Annotated in this window: 22 protein-coding genes and 1 tRNA gene; 11 read left to right on the top strand and 12 right to left on the bottom strand. The window is 59.2% G+C overall.

Annotated elements, in window-relative coordinates; genetic code table 11:
* Positions 1-64: 64 nt before the first annotated feature.
* Both VGC62_RS06390 and VGC62_RS06395 read left to right on the top strand, forming a co-directional pair.
* Positions 65-141 (top strand) — tRNA-Arg (locus VGC62_RS06390).
* Positions 142-248: 107 nt separating this feature from the next.
* Complete coding sequence (locus tag VGC62_RS06395; protein ID WP_331186245.1) at positions 249-542, top strand: DUF6538 domain-containing protein; 294 nt, start codon at positions 249-251, stop codon at positions 540-542.
* Here VGC62_RS06395 and VGC62_RS06400 read toward each other — a convergent pair.
* From VGC62_RS06400 to VGC62_RS06415, 4 genes are all read right to left on the bottom strand, one after another.
* The gene (locus VGC62_RS06400) at positions 457-1,353 is read right to left on the bottom strand and encodes a hypothetical protein (RefSeq protein ID WP_331186226.1); all 897 of its coding nucleotides are present in this window, start codon (positions 1,351-1,353) and stop codon (positions 457-459) included. The genes VGC62_RS06395 and VGC62_RS06400 overlap by 86 nt on opposite strands.
* A 212-nt stretch (positions 1,354-1,565) precedes the next feature.
* Positions 1,566-1,706, bottom strand: a complete 141-nt coding sequence (locus VGC62_RS06405) for a hypothetical protein (RefSeq protein ID WP_331186227.1) — start codon at positions 1,704-1,706, stop codon at positions 1,566-1,568.
* Between the two features lie 313 nt (positions 1,707-2,019).
* Positions 2,020-3,330: an NAD(P)/FAD-dependent oxidoreductase gene (locus VGC62_RS06410; protein ID WP_331186228.1), complete on the bottom strand. Its 1,311-nt coding sequence runs from the start codon at positions 3,328-3,330 to the stop codon at positions 2,020-2,022.
* Between the two features lie 118 nt (positions 3,331-3,448).
* On the bottom strand, positions 3,449-4,063 hold the full coding sequence (locus VGC62_RS06415) for a TetR/AcrR family transcriptional regulator (RefSeq protein ID WP_331186229.1): 615 nt from the start codon (positions 4,061-4,063) through the stop codon (positions 3,449-3,451).
* 129 nt (positions 4,064-4,192) lie between these two features.
* Here VGC62_RS06415 and VGC62_RS06420 point away from each other — a divergent pair, with 129 nt between their 5' ends.
* The 7 genes from VGC62_RS06420 to VGC62_RS06450 all read left to right on the top strand — a co-directional run bounded on the left by VGC62_RS06420 (position 4,193) and on the right by VGC62_RS06450 (position 13,715).
* On the top strand, positions 4,193-5,575 hold the full coding sequence (locus tag VGC62_RS06420; protein WP_331186230.1) for an aspartate aminotransferase family protein: 1,383 nt from the start codon (positions 4,193-4,195) through the stop codon (positions 5,573-5,575).
* 577 nt (positions 5,576-6,152) lie between these two features.
* The gene (locus tag VGC62_RS06425) at positions 6,153-7,643 is read left to right on the top strand and encodes an aldehyde dehydrogenase (RefSeq protein WP_331186231.1); all 1,491 of its coding nucleotides are present in this window, start codon (positions 6,153-6,155) and stop codon (positions 7,641-7,643) included.
* 163 nt (positions 7,644-7,806) lie between these two features.
* Positions 7,807-9,207, top strand: coding sequence for a cytosine permease (locus VGC62_RS06430; protein WP_331186232.1), 1,401 nt, complete (start codon positions 7,807-7,809; stop codon positions 9,205-9,207).
* On the top strand, positions 9,204-10,838 hold the full coding sequence (locus tag VGC62_RS06435; protein WP_331186233.1) for a GMC family oxidoreductase: 1,635 nt from the start codon (positions 9,204-9,206) through the stop codon (positions 10,836-10,838). Before VGC62_RS06430 ends, VGC62_RS06435 begins: the two co-directional genes overlap by 4 nt.
* A gap of 260 nt (positions 10,839-11,098) precedes the next feature.
* Positions 11,099-12,085, top strand: coding sequence for an ABC transporter substrate-binding protein (locus VGC62_RS06440; protein ID WP_331186234.1), 987 nt, complete (start codon positions 11,099-11,101; stop codon positions 12,083-12,085).
* Between the two features lie 8 nt (positions 12,086-12,093).
* The gene (locus VGC62_RS06445; RefSeq protein ID WP_331186235.1) at positions 12,094-12,897 is read left to right on the top strand and encodes an ABC transporter permease; all 804 of its coding nucleotides are present in this window, start codon (positions 12,094-12,096) and stop codon (positions 12,895-12,897) included.
* Positions 12,885-13,715 carry an ABC transporter ATP-binding protein gene (locus VGC62_RS06450; RefSeq protein ID WP_331186236.1) on the top strand — a complete coding sequence of 277 codons (831 nt, stop codon included), beginning with the start codon at positions 12,885-12,887 and terminating at the stop codon, positions 13,713-13,715. The genes VGC62_RS06445 and VGC62_RS06450 overlap by 13 nt, the downstream gene beginning before the upstream one ends.
* 148 nt (positions 13,716-13,863) lie before the next feature.
* Here the strand turns inward: VGC62_RS06450 and VGC62_RS06455 are convergent, their stop codons facing one another.
* The 5 genes from VGC62_RS06455 to VGC62_RS27615 form a co-directional block, all read right to left on the bottom strand.
* Positions 13,864-16,281, bottom strand: coding sequence for a TonB-dependent siderophore receptor (locus VGC62_RS06455; protein ID WP_331186237.1), 2,418 nt, complete (start codon positions 16,279-16,281; stop codon positions 13,864-13,866).
* 81 nt (positions 16,282-16,362) lie between these two features.
* Positions 16,363-17,310, bottom strand: a complete 948-nt coding sequence (locus tag VGC62_RS06460) for a FecR domain-containing protein (protein WP_331186238.1) — start codon at positions 17,308-17,310, stop codon at positions 16,363-16,365.
* Positions 17,307-17,843, bottom strand: coding sequence for a sigma-70 family RNA polymerase sigma factor (locus VGC62_RS06465; protein ID WP_331186239.1), 537 nt, complete (start codon positions 17,841-17,843; stop codon positions 17,307-17,309). The genes VGC62_RS06460 and VGC62_RS06465 overlap by 4 nt, the downstream gene beginning before the upstream one ends.
* A 418-nt stretch (positions 17,844-18,261) precedes the next feature.
* Positions 18,262-20,106: an FTR1 family protein gene (locus tag VGC62_RS06470; protein ID WP_414705753.1), complete on the bottom strand. Its 1,845-nt coding sequence runs from the start codon at positions 20,104-20,106 to the stop codon at positions 18,262-18,264.
* Positions 20,027-20,548 carry an isochorismatase family protein gene (locus VGC62_RS27615; protein WP_414705754.1) on the bottom strand — a complete coding sequence of 174 codons (522 nt, stop codon included), beginning with the start codon at positions 20,546-20,548 and terminating at the stop codon, positions 20,027-20,029. The genes VGC62_RS06470 and VGC62_RS27615 overlap by 80 nt, the downstream gene beginning before the upstream one ends.
* On the opposite strand from VGC62_RS27615, the gene VGC62_RS27620 reads away from it, so the two are divergent.
* Positions 20,453-20,773 (top strand): hypothetical protein, encoded by a 321-nt coding sequence (locus VGC62_RS27620; RefSeq protein WP_414705755.1) that lies wholly within the window; start codon positions 20,453-20,455, stop codon positions 20,771-20,773. The genes VGC62_RS27615 and VGC62_RS27620 overlap by 96 nt on opposite strands.
* Positions 20,774-20,894: 121 nt before the next feature.
* Here VGC62_RS27620 and VGC62_RS06480 read toward each other — a convergent pair whose 3' ends face one another.
* The 3 genes from VGC62_RS06480 to VGC62_RS06490 all read right to left on the bottom strand — a co-directional run bounded on the left by VGC62_RS06480 (position 20,895) and on the right by VGC62_RS06490 (position 24,149).
* Positions 20,895-21,521: a LysE family transporter gene (locus VGC62_RS06480; protein WP_331186241.1), complete on the bottom strand. Its 627-nt coding sequence runs from the start codon at positions 21,519-21,521 to the stop codon at positions 20,895-20,897.
* A 118-nt stretch (positions 21,522-21,639) separates the two neighbouring features.
* A complete protein-coding gene (locus VGC62_RS06485) occupies positions 21,640-22,239 on the bottom strand; it encodes a mechanosensitive ion channel family protein (RefSeq protein ID WP_331186242.1) in 600 nt (199 codons plus the stop codon).
* On the bottom strand, positions 22,239-24,149 hold the full coding sequence (locus tag VGC62_RS06490) for an ATP-binding cassette domain-containing protein (RefSeq protein ID WP_331186243.1): 1,911 nt from the start codon (positions 24,147-24,149) through the stop codon (positions 22,239-22,241). Before VGC62_RS06490 ends, VGC62_RS06485 begins: the two co-directional genes overlap by 1 nt.
* Before the next feature lie 46 nt (positions 24,150-24,195).
* Between VGC62_RS06490 and VGC62_RS06495 the strand changes: the two genes are divergently transcribed.
* Positions 24,196-24,660, top strand: a complete 465-nt coding sequence (locus VGC62_RS06495; RefSeq protein WP_331186244.1) for a TIGR02444 family protein — start codon at positions 24,196-24,198, stop codon at positions 24,658-24,660.
* The last annotated feature ends 119 nt before the right edge of the window (positions 24,661-24,779 follow it).

Consider the following 24,779-nt stretch of genomic DNA (forward strand, 5'->3'; position numbering starts at 1 on the left):
TTGACAACACCCACTCGCCAGCATGGACGCACGCAAGCCAGATGAGTATTATGGCGCCCGCGTTGCACCAGTAGCTCAGCTGGATAGAGTACTGCCCTCCGAAGGCAGGGGTCATGGGTTCGAATCCCGTCTGGTGCACCATCTTCGTTAACTACCTGTCAGGTATAGATTTTCCGACAGGTAAAGGGTCTGAAAGGCTGGTGGGGCACTGTTACGTGCTTCAAGTGGGGCATCGCAAAGGTGCGACCATGCCAGCCCAACCCTCCTACCTTTCCCTGAATCGTCACGGAACATACTATTTCCGAATAGTCACTCCGAAGCCGTTGCGCGTGGCGCTCGGGCTACCACGAGAAATCCGCCGCTCCCTGAAAACCGATAGTCTTAAGCAAGCGCTCCGCCGCGCTCGGCAATATGTAGCTCGCTATGAAGCTGTTTTTGACAAGGTGCTGAATGTGGTTACCCGCGCAGGTCCGCCGGGAAGTATTGGGGGAGCTTGCAGCCGGCCTCACCTGCGATGCATAGCGGACTGCTTTCATCCATAAAGTCTTTGTAAGTCCCCTGACCGATAAAGGATGACCCGTCACCACGACAGTTAGGGCCATCCGCCCCTTCATCGGCACAGAAGGCAGGTTGACCATCGAATTGGAAGATCACTATCTTCTCTTTGCTTGGATTACCCGCGACAGTGTTGCTTTCAAATTTCCCTGATGCCGAGGGTACTGGTGCCGATGAAAGTTGGGCGGTAGCAGCTTCGGAACTTTTAGCGCGTTGACGCTCCTCAATACCTGCTACAGCCAGGTCAAAGCGAGCAGTCAGGCGCTGTATCGACTCACTCCCACCCTTCCCCGATTTTTCGAATAGAGCCCAAAGATAGGTTTCATCCGAGGGGCCGTCGACCATGTTGATCGTGTGTTCCCCATCCGATACCTGAACGCCAAGTATTCCTGTAACGGTGGCCCAATCGCGGAGAAAGCGTTTGGGCGCAACGGAAAACAGCATGGCAAGGTGCTTCCCATTACCCATGTCTGCACTAGCCTCAACAACCTTCATACCTGTTGCCGCAAAAATCCTGCTGGCATCCGCAGACTCTACGTAGTGGATGTCTACGTTGGTCAGCAACTTATTATCCTCAAGGGCATCCTCAAGCTCCATGCTCGTGTCGACGCCGATGCTCGCCAAAAGCCTTTCCTTACGTTCCGGATCTTGGCCACGGATGCCAGTCAGGGGGATGAGATCTTTAGGGGTCAGCTCTTCGACGGCACTGAGTGCGTTGTTCGAAAAAACATAGATAGGAAGATAAAAAACCATTCCGAAAAGGAACACGGAGAGCCAAATTTTGAACAGGGTACGCATTCGTAATCCTTCACTTACAAGGGTAGAGTCCTGCAAAGCTCCGGATGCCCAAAGGACCATCCGTCAACGTAGGCAGTGACTGTGCCTTCAGATTATCGGAAGCGTTAGCGATAGCTTTAAGACCCGTTGAGTCGTTTCGGTTTCGTCGTGGCCGCGACGAAACCGCTACAGACCATAGAGCCATCTGTATTTGGCTTTCGAATCCGCGGTCTTCAAAAGCTGTATTTGATACCCGTCATGATGTTGCGCGCAGCGCCGTACATGCCGTGGTCGCCGGAATAGCTGAGGTACTCGCGGTCGAAAACGTTGTTCAGGTTGACCGACGCACTGAGGCGGTCACTGAAGCGAGACAAATGAGACTTAGTATCATATGAGATCGCTATATGAGTGCCAACAAGGATGCAAAGGGGTGCAGTGGGTGCAGTGGGTGCAGTGGGTGCAGTGGGTGCAGTCCAAGAATACGACGATCCACGCAATATGATGGTGAGCGTCAAGTACAAGTTCTATGCAAGCACCGGCCAAAGGCCGCCGGGTTTGCTTCCGACGGCCTTTGGTTTCTTGCTGCCCCTTCCAGTCTTCGCGCACGCCATGGCGCCCATGACTTTTCTGCAACAGAAAAGCCCCGCTCAGGCGTTGAGAATCATGGTGCCACCAGCCCGAGGCGTGTCAGGCGCCGATCGCTGACGTGTTCGGTACCGTAGGGGCATCCGCTTGGCGCTGATCAGCATCACGATAGGTCAGGTACTGGCGCTGAATGGCGATCTGGTCAGCGATGTATTTAGCGTCGTGCCAGACACCCCAGATAAAGGAAGAACCCCGGCGCGACTGCCACGGCAAGCCCAGAAAATAAATCCCAGCCTCGGTGGATACGCCGCGCTGGTGTTGTGGCTTGCCGTTGGTGTCGAAGGCGTCAACCTTCAGCCAGCTGTAATCGGTAGCAAAGCCGGTTGCCCAGATGATCGTGGTCACGCCCGCTTTGGCCAGGTCGAGCTCAAGAATCGGGTGCGTCACGCACTCTGGATCAGGGAAGGTCTGACGAGCCTGAGGGTCCAGTGGAAGGTCCAGGCCATTGCGCTCGATATAGGCGTCAGCAGCATTGAGCAGCGAAAGGTAGTTCTCGTCGCCACGCGCCAGGTTGTCGACCAGATCCTCGCGGAAACGGACCACGCCGTTATCGAACGACTCAGTCAGCCCCACCAGATTCAGGCCGTGTTGTGCCAATTCACGGAAGTCCACGGTGCGGCCACCATGGGCGCCGCTGACGGCGATGGTCACATGTTCCCGGCCCGGTTTCATGGCCACGGCGTCCCACTCACCCAGCACCCCCAGCCACCAGCAGAAGTCGCGGTTGCGATAAGCGCGCGGGGGGCGGTCGTGCTGTCCCACCGAGAGGTATACCGTTTTACCGGCACGTTGCAGCTCGTCGGCAATCTGGGTGCCTGAAGAGCCGGCGCCCACCACCAATACCGCACCCTCAGGCAGTTGCTCGGGGTTTCGGTATTGCGCCGAGTGGATCTGGTTCAGACCAAGGCCTTGCGGTGCGATGGCCGGGATAACCGGATGCTGGAACGCCCCGGTAGCGACCACGACGCGATTGGCCTGGATCACGCCTTCGGACGTTTCAATGGTGAAACCCGGACGGCCGACGTTGCGCACCACCTGTTTGACGTCAACGCCGGTGCGGATCGGGGCATTGATTTGCTTGGCATAGGCCTCGAAATAATCCGCAACCTGCTCTTTGGGGGCGAAGCTATCGGGGTTCAGCTGGTCGAATGCCAGGCCAGGAAAGCGGTCATGCCACGCCGGACCATTGGCCACCAACGAATCCCAGCGGTTGGTGCGCCAAGCCTCAGCGATGCGATTGCGCTCCAGCACCAGGTGCGGTACGCCCAGCTTGCTCAAGTGTTCGCTCATGGCCACGCCTGCCTGACCTGCGCCAACAACAAGGGTATCGATTTCAGTAGTTCCAGCGGTCATGCCTGTGTCCTTCTCGAAGGCGGGTGTTCACGCATTCTGTGCAGATACAGGCGATAGCGAAATTATGATTTTTGTCGTCGCAAGGCAGGAAAAAGCTTGGGTCTGTTCCCGCTGGGACTTACGTGTCCTGACACGTCAGCATGCCGTGGCACATCAGGCTCAACACACTGCGCATGTGCCGGGCATGAGCGGTACGGTCGGGAGTCGGTTCGGTGGCCAGTCGAATAAAGGCGATGTTGGCGTATTGGTTGAACAGTGTCGCGGCCACGTCGATGTCCAGGTTCGCGCGCACGGTGCCCAAGCGCTGAAAATGCAGCAGTAACGCTTTGGTTTCTTCGATCACGGCGCCATTCCAGGGCTGCAACGCCTGGGCCAACTCACCTGTGAACAAGAACGGCGCCAGCTCGCGCCACAGGGATGCCGGCATTGCCTGTAGCTGGTAATGGGTCATCAAACCCTCCAGTTCACACAAGGCGTCGAGCGGGTCGCTGTCCTGGTCCAAACGCGAGCGCGCCTCGACCATGGCCTGCTCGTCGGGTGCCTTGAGCAACGCCAGGAGAATCTCCTGCTTGCTGCCGAAGTAATTCACCACCGTGGGCGCAGAGACGCCCGCCTGATTAGCAATCTGTTCCAGGGTGGTAGCAACGAAACCATTACGTTTGAACAACGCCAGCGCCGCCTCTGCGATCACCTGTCGACGCTGTTCTTTTTGCCGCTCTCTGAGTCCGGTCATGTTGCCCCTGTCGTGTATTGCAGTAGCGCTCAGCCTACGGATGTCGCTTTTTCATCACAAATATTTTCTTTACAAAAATATTTTTAAGTGACAAAAATTATCCAGCGAACCCGCCCCTGGAGATAAGCCATGTCCGCCGAACTCGACACTCCCCGCTCCACCCGTGACTACCAGGCGGCCGACGCCGCCCACCACATTCATGCATTCGTTGATCAGAAAGCGCTCAATGAGGAAGGCCCGCGGGTGATGGTCGGCGGCGACCGACTGACGCTCTGGGACAACGATGGCAACCGCTACCTGGATGGCATGTCTGGGCTTTGGTGTACCAACCTCGGCTACGGCCGCAAGGACCTGGCCGCTGCCGCCCATGCGCAACTGGAGCAGTTGCCTTATTACAATATGTTCTTCCACACCACCCACCCGGCAGTGATCGAACTGTCAGAACTGCTGTTCAGCCTATTGCCCGCCCACTACAGCCACGCCATCTATACCAACTCCGGGTCGGAGGCCAACGAGGTGCTGATCCGCACCGTGCGCAAGTTCTGGCAGGTGATGGGCAAGCCGGACAAGAAAATCATGATCGGCCGCTGGAACGGTTATCACGGCTCCACGCTAGCGGCGACGGCTTTGGGCGGCATGAAGTTCATGCACGAAATGGGCGGCACCATCCCGGACGTGGCGCACATCGATGAGCCGTACTGGTATGCCCACGAAGGTGACCTGAGCCCCGAAGCGTTCGGTCTGCGCGCCGCCCGCCAACTGGAGGAAAAAATCCTCGAACTGGGCGCCGACAAGGTTGCCGCTTTCGTCGCCGAACCGTTCCAGGGCGCCGGAGGCATGATCATTGCGCCCGCCACCTACTGGCCGGAAATCCAGCGCATCTGCCGCCAATATGACGTGCTGTTGTGCGCCGACGAAGTGATTGGCGGCTTTGGCCGGACCGGTGAATGGTTTGCCCACCAAACGTTCGGTTTCGAGCCCGACACCTTGTCCATCGCCAAAGGCCTGACCTCTGGATACATCCCGATGGGCGGCTTGATCCTGTCGCGGCGTATGGCCGAGGCGCTAGTGGAAAAAGGCGGCGTATTCGCCCACGGGTTGACCTACTCCGGCCACCCGGTCGCCGCCGCCGTGGCGATTGCCAACCTGAAGGCCTTGCGCGATGAAGGCGTGGTGCAGCAAGTGAAAAACGATACCGGCCCATACCTGCAGAACTGCCTGCGCGAAGTGTTCGGCCAGCACCCGCTGGTGGGTGAAATTCAGGGCGTCGGGCTGGTGGCGGCCCTGCAGTTCGCCGAGGACAAGACCACGCGCAAGCGCTTTGCCAACGAGAACGATATCGCCTGGCGCTGCCGCACCATCGGCTTCGAGGAAGGCCTGATCATCCGTTCGACCCTGGGGCGGATGATCATGGCGCCAGCGCTGATTGCCACCCGTGCCGAGCTGGACGAACTGGTGGACAAAACACGCATCGCCGTGGACCGCACCGCTCGCGAATACGGTCGCCTGTAGACGGCGTGGCGTCACAACAGGGCAATCAGCAGTGCAGCGGGCGCGTGTGGCGACCGGGGCTGCGCGATGGAGGACGTGCGCGATGCCTCGGCCACCCAGTGATTAGAAAGTATTTGAGCGGCCGCACGTTGTACGCGGCCTTGCTTGCTCGACATCTGCGGGGCGAACGCATCAAAACGGGGCACAGGATTCACCCTTGATCCGCTGCTTGCGGTTGATCGGCAGCCAAAACCGTAAGCGCGGCAAGCGATTCACACAGAAGAAAAGAGTCCATCGAAAATCGGGCCAGGTGGTTAAGCCCCTTGTTCTACAAGTCAATACCGCAGGCAACGTACATGCTCGGTCTGTTTGAACCAGAAATGCAGTTGCAACGCTCAAAAGTCGCAACAAACAAGCATTTCACGGCTGACTGTGATTAAAAAAAGCCCTCACGGGCGCACCATTTAAGGGCGTTGCTGGTGAGTTTTTTTATCGATAGCGAGAACATTTTTACTAATTTCACGCTCTGCGCACTTCCTCCACTATCGGGCCCACTGATTGTAGACATAGCTGCTGGCAGGCTATTTGGGAGTATGCAATGACTGACTTGACCACTTGGCAACGTCTGGCTCGACAGCAACGTTTGCTTGATACCGCCAGCATTGACGGGCGTGCGTACACGGCCCGCAGTGGCGAGACTTTCGCCGTGATCAACCCGGCCACCAATGCCGTGCTCGGCCAGGTCAGCGCCTGCTCGGATATCGACGTTGACCTCGCCGTGCAGGTCGCGCGCAGAAGCTTTGAAAGCGGGCCATGGGCACGCATGCAGCCCAAAGAGCGCAAGGCGGTGTTGCTGCGCCTGAGCGAACTGATCATGACCCATCGTGGGGAGCTGGCACTGCTGGACTCACTGAGCATGGGTAAGCCCGTGATGGATGCCTACAACGTCGATGTGCCGGGCGCCGCGCACGTCTTCGCCTGGTATGCCGAAAGCCTCGATAAGCTCTACGACCAAGTGGCCCCCACCGGCCCAGGCACCCTGGCCACCATTACTCGTGTGCCGTTAGGCGTGATCGCCGCTGTCGTGCCGTGGAACTTCCCGCTGGACATGGCCGCCTGGAAACTCGCACCCGCCTTGGCTGCAGGCAATAGCGTGATCCTCAAACCCGCCGAGCAGTCGCCGTTCTCGGCACTGCGCCTGGCAGAACTGGCGCTTGAAGCAGGCGTGCCCGAAGGCGTTTTAAACGTGGTCACCGGGCTGGGCGAACACGCCGGGCGCGCCCTGGGCCTGCACCCGGATATCGACGCGCTGGCTTTCACCGGCTCGACCCAGGTGGGCAAATACTTCATGCAGTACGCGGCACAATCGAACCTCAAACAGGTTTGGCTGGAATGTGGCGGCAAAAGCCCGAACCTGGTGTTCGCCGACTGCCAGGACCTGGACCTAGCGGCCGAAAAGGCGGCGTTCGGTATATTTTTCAACCAGGGCGAAGTCTGTTCGGCCAACTCCCGCCTACTGGTGCAACGTTCCATTCACGACGAGTTCGTCGAACGCCTGCAAGAAAAAGCGCGGTACTGGCAACCGGGTGATCCACTGGACCCAGCCAGCAAAACGGGGGCAATCGTCGATGCCCAGCAGACTGCAAACGTCATGCAACACATCCGCGATGCAAGCAGCAGCGGTGCGCGCCTGGTCGCCGGTGGAGAGCAAGTGACCATCAACGGCTCGAACAACTTCATCCAGCCCACGCTGTTTACCCAGGTCACCCCCGATATGCGCCTATCCCGCGAGGAAGTGTTCGGCCCCGTGCTGGCCATCACCGCCTTCGACGATGAGGATCAAGCCGTGCAAATGGCTAACGATCATATCTATGGCCTGGCGGCTTCAGTCTGGTGCGATGACCTGAACCGAGCCCACCGCGTGGCAAGCCGTTTGAATGCCGGCACGGTGTCGGTCAATACCGTCGATGCCCTGGACGTCAGCGTGCCGTTTGGCGGTGGTAAACAGTCGGGCTTCGGCCGTGACCTGTCCCTGCATTCGTTCGACAAATACACCCAGCTCAAGACCACATGGTTCCAACTGCGGTAAGCATTAAATGCACACCTCACCTGGGCCCAATTCGTGCTTGGTCCAGGTGAGTAACGAAGTCGGTTCCAGGAAACCGGCCGGGCAATCGCTGCAAACCTTGATTCGTCCTGCCAGCAATTGATCCCCGGGATGTTTGCCCGGGCGCTACTAGAGTGACCCTCCCATGCATAACAACAATTCCAGACCGGCAACCCTCGAGCTGAGCACCATCCAGCCCATTGCCCACGATAAACGCCACGGTCGCGCTCGCGACTTGTTCACCATTTGGTTCGGCTCCAACATCATGTTGCTGACAGTGGTTACAGGTGCGCTGGCAGTGACGGTGTTCAAGCTGCCGTTCATGGCCGCCATGGTGGCGATCATCGCCGGCAACCTCATCGGTGGAATCTTCATGGCCTTGCATTCGGCGCAGGGCCCTCAGTTGGGCGTGCCGCAGATGGTGCAGACCCGCGGCCAGTTCGGCTCTTATGGCTCGCTGCTGGTGGTTGCATTGGTGGTGATCATGTACCTGGGATTCTTCGCCTCGAACCTGGTGCTGGGTGGGCAATCACTGCACAGTCGCTACGCCGTTTTAAGCACTAATCAGGGGATTGTCCTTGTGGGCTTGATCAGTGTGGTGGCGACCGTCTTCGGCTATCGCCTGATCCACGCCTATACCCGGGTGATGTCTTATTTGTCCGGCGCCGTTCTGCTGCTGTGTTTTGTTTGGATCATTGGCGTACACGGCTTGCCCAGCGACTTCCTGCAACGCAACGAAATCAGCCTGCAGGGTTTTCTCGGCACGCTGTCCATTGCCGCCCTGTGGCAATTGGCCTATGCGCCTTATGTTTCTGACTACTCGCGCTACATGCCCGTCGACACGGGTGGCCGCGCGGCATTCTGGTCCAGCTATTGGGGCTGCTGCCTTGGCTCGATATTGCCCATGGCGCTCGGGATCACCATCGGACTGTGCGTTGAAGGCGACATCATCGCTGGGCTGGTCGAGGTGACCGGCAGCATTGCCACCTTGGTGGTGGCCGTGTTCTCAATCGGTATTGCTGCCACCAATGCCATGAACCTTTACTGCGGAACTCTTTCAGCGATTACCGTGGGCCAGACGCTGGTGCCCAAATGGTCGGCCGGCCCGGTTTCGCGAGCCATCACTGCCTTGGTGCTGTTTTCGATTTCCCTGGCCTTGGCGCTGCTGGGCCAGGACGACTTCATGGCCAACTACACCAACTTCATTTTGTTGCTGTTGTACGTATTGGTGCCGTGGACCGCGATCAACCTGGTGGATTACTACCTGATCGCCCATGGCAGTTACGACGTTGCCTCGTTCTTCCGCCGCGACGGCGGGATCTATGGCTATTTCAACTGGACGGCAGTGGGCTGCTACGTACTGGGCATTCTGGTGCAAATCCCGTTCATGGCCACTGAGCTTTACACCGGGGTAATTGCTCGCGCCATGGGCGGCGCCGACATCTCGTGGATCGTCGGGCTGGTAGTGATCTCGCCGGTCTACTACTTCGTAAGCCAGCGCCGCAGTGGCCTTAGGGCCATCAATGTAGAAGGGAGACGCGCATGAAAACAGACTATGACTATGTGATCGTCGGCGCCGGCTCTTCAGGCTGCGTGTTGGCCAATCGCCTGAGCGCAGACCCAGCCGTCAGCGTGTGCCTGATCGAAGCCGGTGGCCACGACAACAGTCCACGCATCAAAACGCCGGCCGGCACCATCACGCTATACAAGAGCAAAAAGTACAGCTGGAACTTCTTCTCGGTTGCGCAGAAAAACCTGGGCGGGCGGGCGCTGCATACGCCACGGGGCAAAGCCCTTGGCGGCTCCAGCTCGATGAACAGCATGATCTACATCCGCGGCCACGCCAGCGACTATGACCGCTGGGCACAAGCCGGTTGCCCTGGCTGGGATTGGGCCAGCGTGCTGCCGTACTTCAAAAAATCCGAAAACAATCGCCTCGGCCAGGACCCGCGCCTGCATGGCACGGCCGGGGAGCTGAACGTCGAGGCCGCGCGCGATCCCAACCCGGTGTCCGAGCTGTTCGTGCGCGCAGCCGAGCGCCTGGGTATTGCGCGTAACAACGACTTCAATGGCGAGCAGCTTGAAGGGTGCGGCATCTACAACCTGACGCAAAAGAACGCCCGCCGCCTCTCCAGCTACCGGGCTTTTGTGGCGCCGGTGCTCGGTCGCCCGAACCTGACCGTCATCACCGACTGCACGGTGCATTCAGTGATCCTTGAGCAACGCGTGGCCAAGGGCGTTGAGGTCGAAGTCGAGGGTGTCCAGCACGCGCTGCACGCACGACGCGAGGTGATCCTCTGCGCGGGCTCCTTGGGTAGCCCACAGTTGTTGCTGGCGTCCGGTATCGGGCCTGCACAGGAGTTAGCGGCGGCCGGGGTCCAGGTTCAACATGACCTGCCTGGCGTGGGCAAAAATCTACAGGACCATCTGGACGGCCTGATCACCATCCGATCGAAAAGCCCATTAACGCTGGGCTTCTCACTCGGGTCTCTGCCCAGCATTCTCTCCTCGCCGCTGCGCTACCTGCTGGGCAAAAAGGGCTGGCTGACCACCAACTACGTGGAAGCCGGTGGCTTCGCCCGCACGCCATTGGCAGACACCCTGCCGGACGTGCAATTTCACTTCGTACCCGGCTATCGCAGCCATCGCGGTCGGCTGTTCGAATGGGGCCACGGTTATGCGGTACACACCTGCGTCTTGCGCCCCAAAAGCATCGGTGAACTGCGCCTGGGCCATGACGGCAAACTGGAGATCGATTTTAATTTCCTCTCCGACCCGGCCGACGCCAAAGTGCTGATCGAAGGGTTGAAGCTGGCCCGGCGCATTCTCGCCGACTCGCAGTTCGACGGCATTCGCGGCGTAGAGATGCTACCCGGCAAGGCGGTGCAGACCGACGAGCAACTGATGACCTATGTGCGTGACTATGCTGCGACGGTGTTTCACCCCGTGGGCACCTGCAAGATGGGTGTCGATGCCATGAGCGTGGTCAGCCCCGAATTGAAAGTGCATGGCATTGAAGGGCTGCGCGTCGTCGACGCTTCGATCATGCCGACCCTGATCAGCGGCAACACCAACGCGCCGTGCATCATGATCGGCGAAAAAGCGGCCGATCTGATACTGCAGCGCACGCCGCTACCCGCCGCCAGCCCTCGCGTCGAGAAAGTGGTCGCCGACTGATTCAAGAGGCCCCAGAAACGCTGCCATCCGAAATCGGGCGGCGGCGTTTTTGGCTTGCCAGCCCATTGGCAAGCCCAGTTTTTTCCTCATCAGCGACCACATATTTACTAATTTTCCTGCCTCGTCACATCAGCCAACATCAACCCTGCCCCACTGGGGCAAAAGGTCCGTCAGAGGCCACTAGGTTGTTCAGTTTTTGGCGTCTCGCTCCACTGCCCCGAAATACACGAAACACATAACCAACATTCCGGGAGTGCTCAATGATCAAGTCTTTCGTCTCGCGCTGCATCCGTCCGCTGGCCTTGACGGCCATCGCTACCGGCGTCGCCAGCGGCGCTCAGGCCGGTACGCTATCGATCGGCCATACCACCTGGGTAGGGTATGGCACCCTGTACCTCGCTCAGGACTTGGGCTACTTCAAGGAAAAGGGCCTGACCGTCGAGCTGCCGACCATCGAAGAAGCCTCCATGTACATGGCCGCCCAAGCCTCGGGCAAACTCTCCGGCTCGGCCTCTACGCTGGATGAAATTCTCAAATACCGCCCACAGTTCTGCTTCAAGGCGGTCGCTGCGCTCGATGAAAGCCACGGCGGCGATGGGATATTGGTCAACAAGGACATCAACAGTCTGCAAGACCTCAAGGGTAAATCCGTGGCGGTCAACGAAGGCTCGGTGTCGCAGTTCTGGCTCAATTACCTGCTCAAAAACGCGGGCATGAAGATGAGCGACCTGACCATCCAAAACATGACCGCCGATGACGCGGCAACGGCGTTCATTGCCGGTCGCGTACCTGCCGCCGTGACATGGGAACCGCACCTGAGCACCGTGCGTAACAAGAAAACAGGCAAAGTGCTGGTCGACAGCAGCACCACCCCGGGCGTGATCGTCGACGTGGTTGCCTTGAGTTGCGATGTCATCGACAAACAACAAGATGACGTCAAAGCCCTGGTCGCCGGGTTGTACAAAGCCGTGCAATACACCAAAGACCACCCCAAAGAGGCCTATGCAATCATGGCCAAGGGCGTCGGTGGCTACCTGGCCGATCCCGCAGAGCTTGAAGCAGCCGCCAAGGGCGTGCGTTTCTATGACCAGGCACTGAGCGAAAAACTACTGGGCAGCAATGGCAGCCAAGGCGATGCCGCAAGCGTCATCAAGCTCGCCAACGAGACCGCCAGCGAGCTGCAAGGCAAGCCATACAACGTCAGCTATAGCGATCTGGTGGACAATCGCTTCGTTACCCCGAAATAGGAGTCGATATGTCCAAGCGCAATTCGTGGCTTAACCGCTGCCTGACCCCCAAGACCAGTTTGCCGATTCAGGTCGTCTGGGGCGCCAGTGCCCTGGCGTGGACGCTGCTGATCGGACTGTGGGCCGTTCTCTCCTATGGCGGCGTGGTGCCGGCGATGTTTCTGCCGACACCCGGTGCGGTCATGGAAGCGGCCCTGCGCCTGTCCCGTGACGGCACTTTGGGCCCTCACATATGGGCCAGCGTGGAGGTGGTCATGGTCGGTTTCGTGATCTCGTCTGTCGTGGCGGTACCCATCGGCTTGATGATGGGCAGCTTTCGGGTTGTTCAGGCGTTCCTGGAGCCGCTGGTCAACTTCATCCGCTACTTGCCGGTGACCTCCTTTGTGCCGCTGTTTATCCTGTGGATCGGCATCGGCCTGGAACAGCGCGTATCGATCATCATCTTCGGTGTGTTCTTCCAGCAACTGGTGATGATCGCCGACGTCTCCAAGGGCATCTCCAAAGACCTGATCAATGCGTCCTATACCCTCGGTTCCAGCCGCACCGATGCCGTCCTGCACGTCATCGCCCCGGCCTCGCTGCCGGGTGTATTGGACACCTTGCGGGTAACCATGGGTTGGGCCTGGACCTATCTCGTCGTCGCCGAACTGGTCGCCGCCTCCAGCGGCCTGGGTTACCTCAGCCTGAAGGCCATGCGTGGCTTCCAGGTTGACGTGATTTTCCTGGCTATCGCGGTCATCGGTCTCTTGGGGCTGATTACCGATCAACTGTTCCGTTTTCTCCGTTTGAAGGTGGCCGCATGGGCTCAGTAACCGCAACCACAGCCAAACTCGTCATGCCCAATGTTTCGCCTAGCGCAGCGCCTCGCCTGCGCGTTGACAGCGTCAGCCTGCAATACAAAACACCGTCGGGCGGCACCTTTACTGCCTTGGAGAGCGTTTCGTTCGATGTCCCGGATCAACAATTCGCGGTGTTGGTGGGCCCTTCGGGGTGCGGGAAATCCAGCCTGCTCTACCTGACGGCGGGCCTGGCAGAGCCCACTTCGGGTGATATCTACGTCGGCGGCAAGCAGGTCGACGGGCCGGGTGCCGACCGTGGCATGGTGTTCCAGGGCTATACGCTGTTCCCCTGGCTCACGGTGCGCAAAAACATCGAATTCGGCCTCAAGCGCCGAGGTGTACCCGCCGCAGAACGCAAGGAAACGGTCGAGTACTACCTGAACGAAGTCGGCCTGCTGCGCTTCGCCGATAACTACTCAAAGCAGTTATCCGGCGGGATGATGCAACGGGTCGCTATCGCCCGCGCCCTCGCCAACGACCCGCAGATATTGTTGATGGATGAACCCTTCGGCGCGCTCGACAGCCAGACCCGCCTGCAGATGCAACAACTGCTGCTCAAGGTGTGGGAACACAGCAAGAAAACCGTACTCTTTGTGACCCACGACATCGATGAAGCCATCCTGCTGGGCGACCGTATCTTCGTGATGGGCGCCAGGCCCGGACGTATCAAGGAAGTATTGGACGTGCCCATCGGCCGCCCGAGAAACCTGGACATGGTCATGGACCCGGATTTTATCCGCATGAAGCGCCACATCTTCCATCTGCTTCACGATGGGCCCGAGGAGCAGTAACACATTCCAGCAAACTTCCGGGATGCCGCACGCGGCAATCCCGGCGACCTTCATCGGCTGCTGTGGGCCAAGGTTGTGTAACCACGTTTTTGAGCGCCCGCCGCAAACGATTTCAACCTCAAGCTAGCCTCCCCGTTACCCCCGCCCCTCACCAGTCATAGCTCAATGTCGCGATCACATTGCGTCGATTGCCATACAACACCGAATCCTCATAAAACCCCGGCTCGAAGTAGTGTTTGTCGAACAGGTTATTGGCAGTCACCGACACTTTGGTGCCCTCCAGACCGACCTTGCCCAGGTCGTAACGCACACTGGCGTCGGTCAGGGTGTAGTGCGGGACTTTTACCGTGTTCTGGATGTTGTAGGACGATCCCATGTAACGCTGACCGACACCGGCACCGAGGCCATCGAGCACACCGCTGTCCAGCGTGTAGTCCAGCCAGATGCTCGCGGTATTACGCGGGACCGCGCGGGGTTTGTTGCCCTTGTAAGTGGTGTCTTCGGTGATTTCTGCGTCGGTGTAGGCGTAAGACGCCAGCATATTGAGGTTGTGGGTCAGGCTGGCCTTGCCTTCAAGCTCGACGCCACGTGAGCGCACTTCGCCGCTCTGGACGGTGTATCCGGTGTTGATCGGGTCGGCGGTGGTGACGTTCTTCTGGGTCAGGTCAAACGCTGACAGCGTGACCGAACTGTTGTAACCCGGCGGTTGATATTTAATCCCGACTTCATACTGTTTGCCCTCGGTGGGCTTGAACAGCGAACCGGAGAAGTCAGTGTCCGGGTTGGGCTGGAACGACGTGCTGTAACTGGCGTACGGCGTGATGCCGTTTTCAAACAGATACGCCAGCCCGATGCGCCCGGTGAACTTGTGATCACGCTGTTGGGTATCGACGTTTTCGGTACCGAAATACAGACCTTTCTCCCGATCCTTGGCCCAGTCTTCGCGGCCACCAATGGTCAGTGCCCAACGATCCAGCTTGATCTGATCCTGCACGTACAAACCCACCTGCTGCATCTTGCTGCTGGTATCGCGTTGCAGCGGGTCGTACCAAACTGCCCCGCCACCGTAGACCGGGTTGTACAGGTCGAGCATTTCGAAATCAGGGTCCGGGTCACCGTTTCTGCGGGTTTCCTGTGAGTTGTAATGCGAGTAATCCACGCCGCTCAGCAGCGTGTGTTGCAAAGGGCCGGTGTTGAAAGTGCCCTGGATGTTGTTGTCGACCATGAACGTGTTGCTGTTTTTCGGCCGGTATTGCAGGCCGACGTCCTGAGTCTGGCCGTCGTCGTTGAGCACCACGTCCGGGCCGCTGGCGAGGAAGCCGACCTTGGAATGCATGTAGCGCAGGTTCTGCTGAAACTTCCAGCCGTTGTCGAACAGATGCTCATAAATCGAGCCCACGGACGTGGTTTCGACATGGTAGTAACTGCCCTTCCAACCCAGATAGGTGTCCGAATCGATGTGGCCGTTGGGGCTTTTCAGTACCGTGCCGATGGCCGGAAAGCTCTGCTCCGAGCCGCCGGTCTTGCTCTTGTTGTAACTGGCCAGCAACGTCAGGGTGTTCGCATCATCGGGTTTCCAGGTCAGCGACGGCGCGATGTAGGTGCGGTCGTCCGGGGAGTGATCGACCTGTGTACCGCTGTCGCGTTGAATCACCACAACACGACCGAACAAAGTGTCTGCGCTGTCGAGCTGATCACCAAGGTCCAGGCCGAACTGACGTCGATCAAAGCTGCCGCCTTGAACTTCAACGTGGCGAATCGGCGTTTCTTGCGGGCGCTTGCTGGTCATGTTGACCACCCCGCCTGGGGCCATCTGGCCGAACAGCACCGACGCAGGCCCCTTGACCACGTCGATGCGCTCAAGACCGAAGGTTTCAAAATTGGTGTCGTACTGGTTGAAGCCGGTACGCAAACCGTCTTGATAGATGCCAAACAGGTTAAACGCCCGAAAGCCTCGCAGGAAAATATCCGGCGCGCCCTGCCCGCCTGCGTAATCCAGCACCCGAATGCCAGGCGTGTAGGCGACGGCAGAGTTGAAGTCCTGAACCCCGCGCTGATCCATTTCATCGCGGGTAATCACCGAAATGGTTTGTGGGATCTCGTTGATCGGCGTGTCGGTTTTGGTGCCAATGGTGGTGCGCTTGGCGACATAGCCTACGACTGGCCCCATTGCCGTTTCCTGAGCCTGGCTTGCCCCCTGGACCTGAATCGGTTCCAGCTCAAGCGAGGCGTCCCCCTTGGGCAAAGGCTCCAGCACATACACGCCATTGCCTTGCGATACCGCGCGCAAACCGCTGCCGGTCAGCAACCGGGCGAAACCGCTGGGCAGGGCGAAATCACCCTCCAGCCCTCGGCTCTGACGACCTTGCACCAAGGCTGGATCGATTGCCAGGTTGATCCCCGCCGTCGCGGCAAAGCTGGACAACGCCTGACCGAGCGACCCCGCCGGGATGGAAAAATGCTGAGAAACAGCTGCGAACAAGGCTGGACTGGCGACGATGCTCAGCGTCACGACAACGCCATGCACAGCGCATGCGAGCGACGATGAACGAGGGAAATAAGGCATGGGCACTCCGTATCGATAAGACCTGTTTGCTGAAAGGACACGCCAGCGTTGGAAAACAGGACAGGCGATACGAAGTTTTTTTCAGGCGAGCCGCGGTTGCAGCGTCACCCAGTAGCGCGTGCGGTATACAACGCTCACTGGCAAGGCGCTCGCGACCGCACTGAGGATCAAATCGGTGTCACGAAGCTGGAATGCCCCGCTGATGAGCAGGTCTGAGACCAGCGGGTTGCAGCGCACCCAACCAGGCCGATAACGGCTCAGCTCCAACGCAAATATCGAGAGCGGCATCCGGTCCACGCGCAACACGCCTTGGCTCCAATCGCCGCTTCCGGGCAGCAACGGCTGCGCCGTCAGCACATTCTGGCGGTCGAAGCGCACCTGATTACCAGCGCTCAATCGAGCGCCCATAGCGCCGTATTGCGGCTGTATATCGACTGCCCCTGCAAAAACAGTCACCAGGCTGGCCTCGGACTCAACGCGCACGCTGAAGCGCGTCCCGACGGGGCTGACACTGCCTTGATCGGTCTGCACCCGCAGCGGTCGACCGAGATTATCGTGGCCAGTGGTGACCAGAATTTCCCCGGCACGCAAGCGGATCAGCCGCTGCGTTGCGTCGAAAACCACGTCCACGGCGGTGTCGGTGTTGAGGTTCAGTTGCGTGCCGTCGGGCAGGTTGATTTGCCGTTGCTCGCCGACAGCAGTGCGCTCATCGGCCGACCAAGACGACTCACGCCACGCGACAAACGCAAGCGGGCCTGCGGTCATCAAGAGGATCAGGGCCTTGAGCCCGGTACGGCGGCTCAATCGGTCGGCACGATCCAGCGTCGGCAGGCCCAGACCGCTGGGAATGCCTTGCCATTGCTGACTGACGCGCTGTGCCAACTGCCAGGCGCGTTCGTGATCGGGATGTAGCCTGCGCCACTGCTCGAAACGCGCCTGCTGCGAAGCGTCTGTATCGCCATCATTCAGGCGCATGTACCAACGCGCCGCATCACGCAAGATGCTGCGTTCGAGCGGCCCGTCGTTCATAACGCCTCCGTCATGGCCAACACCATGCACTGCTCCATCGCCTGAGTGAGGTATCGCTGCACGGTGCGCACAGTAATATTCAGCATCGTCGCAATTTCAGCGTAGGTGTGGCCCTCAAGCTGGGACAACAGAAAAGCCCGACGCACCGCATGAGGCAGGCCGTGTAACAGGTTATCCACAGTCTGTAGCGCCTCGCGAATCAGGCATTGCTCCTCGGCGGACGGCGCCATCTGCTCGGGAAGCTGCGCCAGCGTTTCAAGCCAAGCCTGCTCCACCGAACGGCGCCGATGCAGGTTGAGCATCAAGCGGCGGGCGATGGTCGCCAGATAGGCCCGGGGCTGATGAAGGTCGGGTTCCTGTGGCGCCGCCGACGGGCGCAACAACCGTAAAAAAGTATCCTGCGCCAGATCGGCAGCATCACTGCGACAGCGCATGCGTCGATACAACCAACCCTGGAGCCAGGAATGATGATCGACGTACAACACCTGAATGTTGCGATGCCGTAACGAATCGGGGGACGAGGCAGCACTCATTGAGCGGCTTTCCTGATAAAACAGCGCGAATGCAGTTGAGAATTGATCGCATAGTATCGGTCCGCCGGGTGAGTGACAACGTCTTCGCGGGCAATCCTTAATGCCAGTCAGTTAGCTTTTTCGGGCGATCTCCAGTTTGTGTCCATCTTGGAAAGGCCCGAAATCATTGAGCTGGACTTTTGTGGTCTCCGCTTACTTTTCCTTAACTGACTGGCATTAGGGCAAGCCGCGCCCCACAGTGCGCTCTGGCCCTGACCCCAACATGTAGGAGCCAACTTGTTGGCGAGGCGAACAACACGGTGCGTTTGAAACACCGCCTCGCGAACAAGTTCACTCCTACAGTGCGCTCTGGCCCTGCCCCACCATGTAGACGCCGGGCTTGCCCTAATGCAACAGGACTGCTCGCCGCAGAGTGCTTCTACATCGCCTGAACTCGACGCTTGTCCGCCAGCCAACTGCGACCATACAACACCGCAATGGCAATGATGGCCACCGCCTGCGCGCTCAGTGAATACGCGTCGGCATGAATCCCCAGCCAATCGAACTCGAAGAATGGCACCGGACGCGTGCCGAAGATGCCCGCTTCCTGCAACGCTTTGACGCCATGCCCGGCAAATACCACCGACAATGCACAGAGCAATGCCGCGTTGATCCCGAAAAACAACGCCAGCGGCAGTTTCGCCGAGCCGCGCAGGATTACCCACGCCAAGCCGATCAACAACACCAGCGCCGTGGCGCCGCCTGCCAGCACGGCGTTATGACCAGCCGGGCCTGCTTGCAGCCATAGAGTTTCGTAGAACAGGATCACCTCGAACAGCTCTCGGTACACCGAGAAGAACGCCAGAATCGCAAACCCGAAACGCCCTCCACCGCCCACCAAACTGCTCTTGATGTAATCCTGCCAGGCTGCGGCGTGTCGGCGGTCATGCATCCAGACACCCAGCCACAGCACCATGGCGCTGGCAAATAGTGCCGTAGCGCCTTCGAGCAACTCTCGCTGAGCGCCGCTGACGTCGATCACGTACGCCGCCAACGCCCATGTGCCCAGGCCCGCCAGCAACGCCAGCGCCCAGCCGATGTTGACGCTGCGCACCGCCGACTCCTGCCCGGTGTTACGCAGGAAAGCCAGAATCGCCGCCAGCACCAGAATCGCTTCCAGCCCCTCACGCAGCAGAATCAACAGCCCCGAGATGTAGCTCAACGACGTGCTCAAGCTGTCGCCACCCAACAAACCTGCCGACGCTTTGAGCTTGGCTTTGGCGACCTCCAGCTTTTGCGCGGCCTGTGGGATCGACACACCGTCCTGCAACGACTGTCGGTAAGCCATCAGGGCTTTCTCGGTGTCTTTGCGCACGTTGGCGTCGACGTTATCCAGCGAGCTCTCCACCAACTCGAAGCCTTCCAGATACGCCGCCACCGACAGGTCGTAGGCCTGTTCACGGTCACCCGCCTGGTACGCCGCAAGGCTTTTGTCCAGCGTAGTGCTGGTGTAATCGAGCAACTGCGCCGGGCCGCGCTGCATTTGTGGCGGTTGCGCACGCTGGGCACGGAAGGCGGCTGCGACTTGCGCACCTTCGGCGGCGCTAACTTCAGCAGGCGTCTGACGCGCAAGATCAGCCAGATTAAAAGTTTTGGTTTGCGCCGCCGTAGGGTCAGCGCTAAAGCCTGCGATGTAAGTGGCCACGTCCCACCGCTGGCGGTCATCCAGCTGATCGGCGAAGGACGGCATGTCTGTGCGCTCAATCCCCAGACTCAACGTGTTGTAAACGTCATAAAGGCTCAGGCGGTCAAGCCGCGCAGTGTCGCGTAGATTTGCGGGAGGCGGCGTCAAGCCGATGCCTGCCGGACCGTCACCGGCGCCCGCATCGCCGTGGCACACCGCGCAATGCTGCGCATATAAAGGCGCCCCTCGAGCGGGATCTGGGGTAATGATCGGGGCCTGGCTGATTTCATACGTGACCGCCAGCTTCGCACCCAACTGCCGGGCCTGACGCGCGACCATCGCGCCGTCCATGCGTTGCTCAACGGCGCTCTGCAAATCAGTGACGCCGCGTTGCAGCGCAGCCCGTTCCGGTCGAGCGGGAAGAGCCATGACCAAGCCTTGCAAGGCGCCGAGAAACTCGACTTGTTCGCGGTATTCAGATTGATCGACAACCTTGCCGTCTGCGACCGTCGACGGGTAATCAGCGCCAATATAATCGAGCAGATGCAACGCTTGAGCCGCACCGTCGACAGGATCGGCCAACGCCCCGAAGCTGCACAAGGCTAACAGCGACAGGCCAATGCAGCACAGAAGTCTGGAGGGGGAAAACATGAGTGAATCTCAAATAGGAATGCGAGGAGTTGCCATTGTTCATGTCTGACGCGGCACACTCAAGGATTACTAGGCAATTTGTCGGCAAGCTGAGGTTGATCTGTCCAATTAAGGTGCGTTGGATCTGCCTCAGAGTGGCCGGCCCGTGGCCTTGTAATGTTCTGCCAGAAAGTCCACGAACAGCGCTGACATTGCTTTTCTGCACGACGACGTCGTGGGCACGAGGCTGCATCAGTGGATGGAATTTCACACCCTCGCTGTCCAGGGCAAACATAGCCGAACCTGTCGGAGCGACATGCTGCACGTGATAGACCGTAATATTGCTTTTGTCCGCGAACTCGATCAGGCGTTGAGCATTCTTCAGCGCGCTCATACCGTCGTCGATAGGCATGCGACCGGTGAAGTATTCGTTCTGAAAGTCGATGACCACCAGCGCAGTGGTGGCTGGGTCCAGTCGTTCGATCTGTTTGGCGCCGGACATCGCACGGATAGTCGGGTGCGGATTGCTGACCCTCTCGGCTGCCAGGGAGAGCTGCGAGGTTACCAGACTGACACTGACGAAAATGGCCTTAAGCCAGGAAGAAGGCGAACGAAAGTGGGGGGGCGTGAGCGGTAGACATTTGAGACCTGTTGGGTAGTTGTCGGAATCGGAGCCCAGTCTAGGAATCACGACCTGCTACAACAACGCACCCAACAGCACATCATTTGTGCGAAAACTGCACAGGACAAACGTAATTTTACGCCCGATGCAATGTCGCCAAAAACGCCGCCGCGCTGACGAACAGCCCAGCAAACGTGCGGTTCATCCGGCGCTGTTGCTTGGGCGTTTTCAGCAGGCGCAGCACTTTCGAGGCAAGCCCGGTATACCCCGCCATGACGGTCAGGTCGACACTGACCATGGTCACCATGAGCACCGCGTATTGCGGCACCAAGGGCAAATGGGTATCGATGAACTGCGGCAGAATTGCGAGCATGAACACCAGCGCTTTGGGGTTGCTGATGTTGACCAGAAAACCGCGTGTCACCAGCGCCAACGGTTTGCCGATTGGGCGAATGGTCGTGTCCTCGGACATATTGCTGGGCAAGGCACGCCACTGTTTGATGCCGAGATAAACCAAATAGGCCACACCGAACCATTTGATCAGGGTGAAGGCCAGTGCGGAGGTCGCAAGCACTGCGCCGAGGCCGGCGGCGACGATGGCGATCTGCACGATCAGCGCCAGTTGCAGGCCCATTGCAGTCCAATAGCCGCGCAAGAACCCATATTGCAGGCCGCTGGACATCGACGCGATTGCGCCGGCACCAGGCGAAATACTGATAATCCAGCAGGCGGCGAAGAACGCCAGCCACGTCTCAAGCGACATCACACACCTCCAGGCAACAAAGCAGGTATCAAACCTAATATTTCCAGTGACTGAAAACCAATTATTTCTAACTGTTGCTATGAGTTGCTCTGAAACTGTATCCACTCAAACGATAGGATCACGGCTGTGCTTGGTCGGTCAGGCGCTTCTCGCCGGTGACGATGGGCAGCGCGTCGCTACCTCGCCAGCGGCGAATCGATTTCTGGAAGAACTGGCTGTTGGGCACTTGAACCAGCGCCCCACCCAACTCGGCGGGTTCGATCAGCGTGGTAAACATCAGGTTGATCGCCGTAACCCGGCCCTTGATACCAGGCTTGTCGGTGGTATCGACCAACTCCACCACGTCACCGATCCGGAACGGCCCCATGGTGAAGATGAACACCGCGCACAGCAGGTTCGACAGCACGCTCCACATGGCGAAGAACGCCACCGCAGCAACCGCCACGAATCCCGAAAGTGCTGCCCACAGCACCGAAGCGGAAACGCCAAGACGCCCCAATACTGCAACGAATGCGCTGCCCATGATCAACCAACGCAGACCACCGCGCAGCAGCACCAGCAGTTCGGGCGGGAACGGGTAACGCTCGCCGAGACGGGTCAGAAAACGCCCCACAAGCCGCTGTGAAACGTAGCCGACCAGCAAAATCAGCAGGATCTGCAACCCTACCAGAATGGGCTCGATCCAATATGCCGGCACAGGCAGGTTCAAGGCCTCCATTACGACAACGCGTCCAACTCGGTTTGCATCGACTCCAGCAACTCCAGCGCCGTCATCCAGGCGTCTTCCAGCTCGCCCTCACGGACTTTCAGCTTGGCTTGCTCAGCCAGCAGGTCGCGCAGCTTGTCTTTGTTTACCACCTCGTAAATAGCGCTGTCGCCCAGAGCTGTTTCGATCTTCGCCAGTTTTTCGTGCAACGTGCCGAGGTCTTTTTCCAGCTTCTCGGCTTCGCGCTTGTGCGGCGCCAATTGCTGACGCAATGCAGCAGCCTGCTGACGCTGGGCTTTCTTGTCGGTCTTGTCGACGTTGACTGACGTATTGCCGACCGGGGCATTGCGCAGGCGGTAATCGACCAGCCAACGCGCATAGTCTTCGAGGTCGCCGTCGAACTCCTGCACCACACCGTCCGCCACCAGCAGAAAGTCGTCGGTGGTGCTCTTGAGCAAGTGACGGTCGTGGGAAACCACCAGTACCGCACCACTGAATTCCTGCAACGCCATAGTCAGTGCCAGACGCATCTCAAGATCGAGGTGGTTGGTCGGTTCGTCGAGCAGCAGCAAGTTGGGTTTGTCCCAGGCAATCAATGCCAGTGCCAGACGCGCCTTTTCACCACCGGAAAAATTCAGTACCGGCTCGTCCAGTCGCGCGCCACGGAAGTCGAAGCCGCCGAGGAAATCGCGCAGGGTTTGCTCACGTTCAGTCGGCGCAATGCGCTGCAAATGCAGCAGCGGGCTGGCCTTGGAATCAAGGGAGTCGAGCTGATGCTGAGCGAAGTAACCGACAACGGTGTTCTCCCCACGCACCATGCGCCCGCTCAACGGCTCAAGCTCACCGGCAAGGTTTTTGATCAGCGTGGACTTGCCCGCGCCGTTCGGCCCCAGCAGGCCGATACGCGCCCCCGGCGTCAGTTGAAGCTTGACCTTTTGCAGGACGGTCTTGTCGCCATAACCCAGGCGGGCGTCGGACAAATCCAGCAGCGGGCTTGAGATTTTGCTGGACTCGCGGAAGGTGAAATCGAACGGCGAATCGATATGGGCCGCCGACAACTCTTCCATCCGCTCCAGCGCCTTGATCCGGCTCTGAGCCTGTTTGGCCTTGGTCGCCTGGGCCTTGAAGCGCGTGATGAATTTCTCCATGTGCGCGCGCTGTGCCTGTTGCTTCTCGTAGGCTTGCTGCTGCTGGGCCAGACGTTCGGCACGGGCGCGCTCGAAGGCACTGTAGCCGCCGCGATAAAGCGTTATTTTTTTCTGTTCGACATGGGCCACGTGATCGACCACAGCATCGAGAAAATCACGGTCATGGGAGATCAGCAGCAAGGTGCCGGGATAACTCTTCAACCAGTCTTCGAGCCAAAGGATGGCGTCCAGATCCAAGTGGTTGGTCGGCTCGTCGAGCAGCAACAGGTCAGACGGACACATCAATGCTTGCGCCAGGTTCAAGCGCATCCGCCAGCCACCGGAGAAATCGCTGACGGGGCGTTCCATCTGCTCGTTGGCGAAGCCCAACCCCGCGAGCAATTTTCGGGCTCGGGCGTCGGCGGTGTAGCCGTCGGCGCTGTCGAGCTCCGAATGCAGACGTGCCTGGGCAGCGCCATCCTGGGACTCTTCAGCCAACGCCAGGTCGTGTTGGACTTGCCGCAAACGGATATCACCATCAAGGACATAGTCCACCGCCTGACGGTCAAGGGTATCGACCTCCTGGCGCATGTGGGCGATACGCCAATCGGCGGGCAGCGAACAGTCGCCGGAGTCGGGGGTCAACTCACCCCGAAGCAACGCGAACAGGCTGGATTTTCCGGCGCCGTTGGCACCGATGAGGCCGGCTTTCTGGCCGGCGTGCAGGGTCAGCTCGGCGTCTTCTAGCAGACGTTGCGGACCACGCTGTAAGGTAAGGCTTTGAAGTCGAATCATAATGGCGGCGGAGTCTACCAGCTTCGTCCAAAACAGGTAGATGACTATGCGTGCAGACCTCTGGAGTTTCATCCTGGATTTTTATGCGCGGCCGGGCGTTGAGCAGGCATGTTTGGCGCTACAGGCCAGCGGCGCCAATGTTTGTGCGGTGTTGTGCGGTGTCTGGCTGAGTCATCAGGGTGTGGCTTGCAATAATCAGCGATTGCAGGAAATCAGACAGTTGGCCACACCTTGGCATGACGAGGTCGTGCAGCCGCTGCGGGAATTACGCACGCGCTGGAAGACGAAGTCTGTCGACGATGAGCAATGGATGACGTTACGTGAAAGGCTCAAGGGGCTCGAACTGGATGCCGAGCGCGAGTTGCTGACGCGGTTGGAAGACTTGACTCAGGACTGGTCAAGACAAAATGCCAAGGATGCCGACGCCTGGTTGACCGCCCTCGCTGGTGACGCCGCCTGCGACAACCATGACGCGCTGCAAGTGCTGCGCGTCATGGCTGGTGGCGTTTAGGAAGCGCTGCTCGGCGTAGAGCCGGTTGCAGGAGTTGGCGCAGTTGTCACAGATGAAGCCGCCAGCGCAGGCGCGGTGGCAGGCTTGGCCGCAGCAGGCGTTGCGACAGGAGCGGCTGG

The organism is Pseudomonas sp. (assembly GCF_036404235.1).
Lineage (GTDB): Bacteria > Pseudomonadota > Gammaproteobacteria > Pseudomonadales > Pseudomonadaceae > Aquipseudomonas.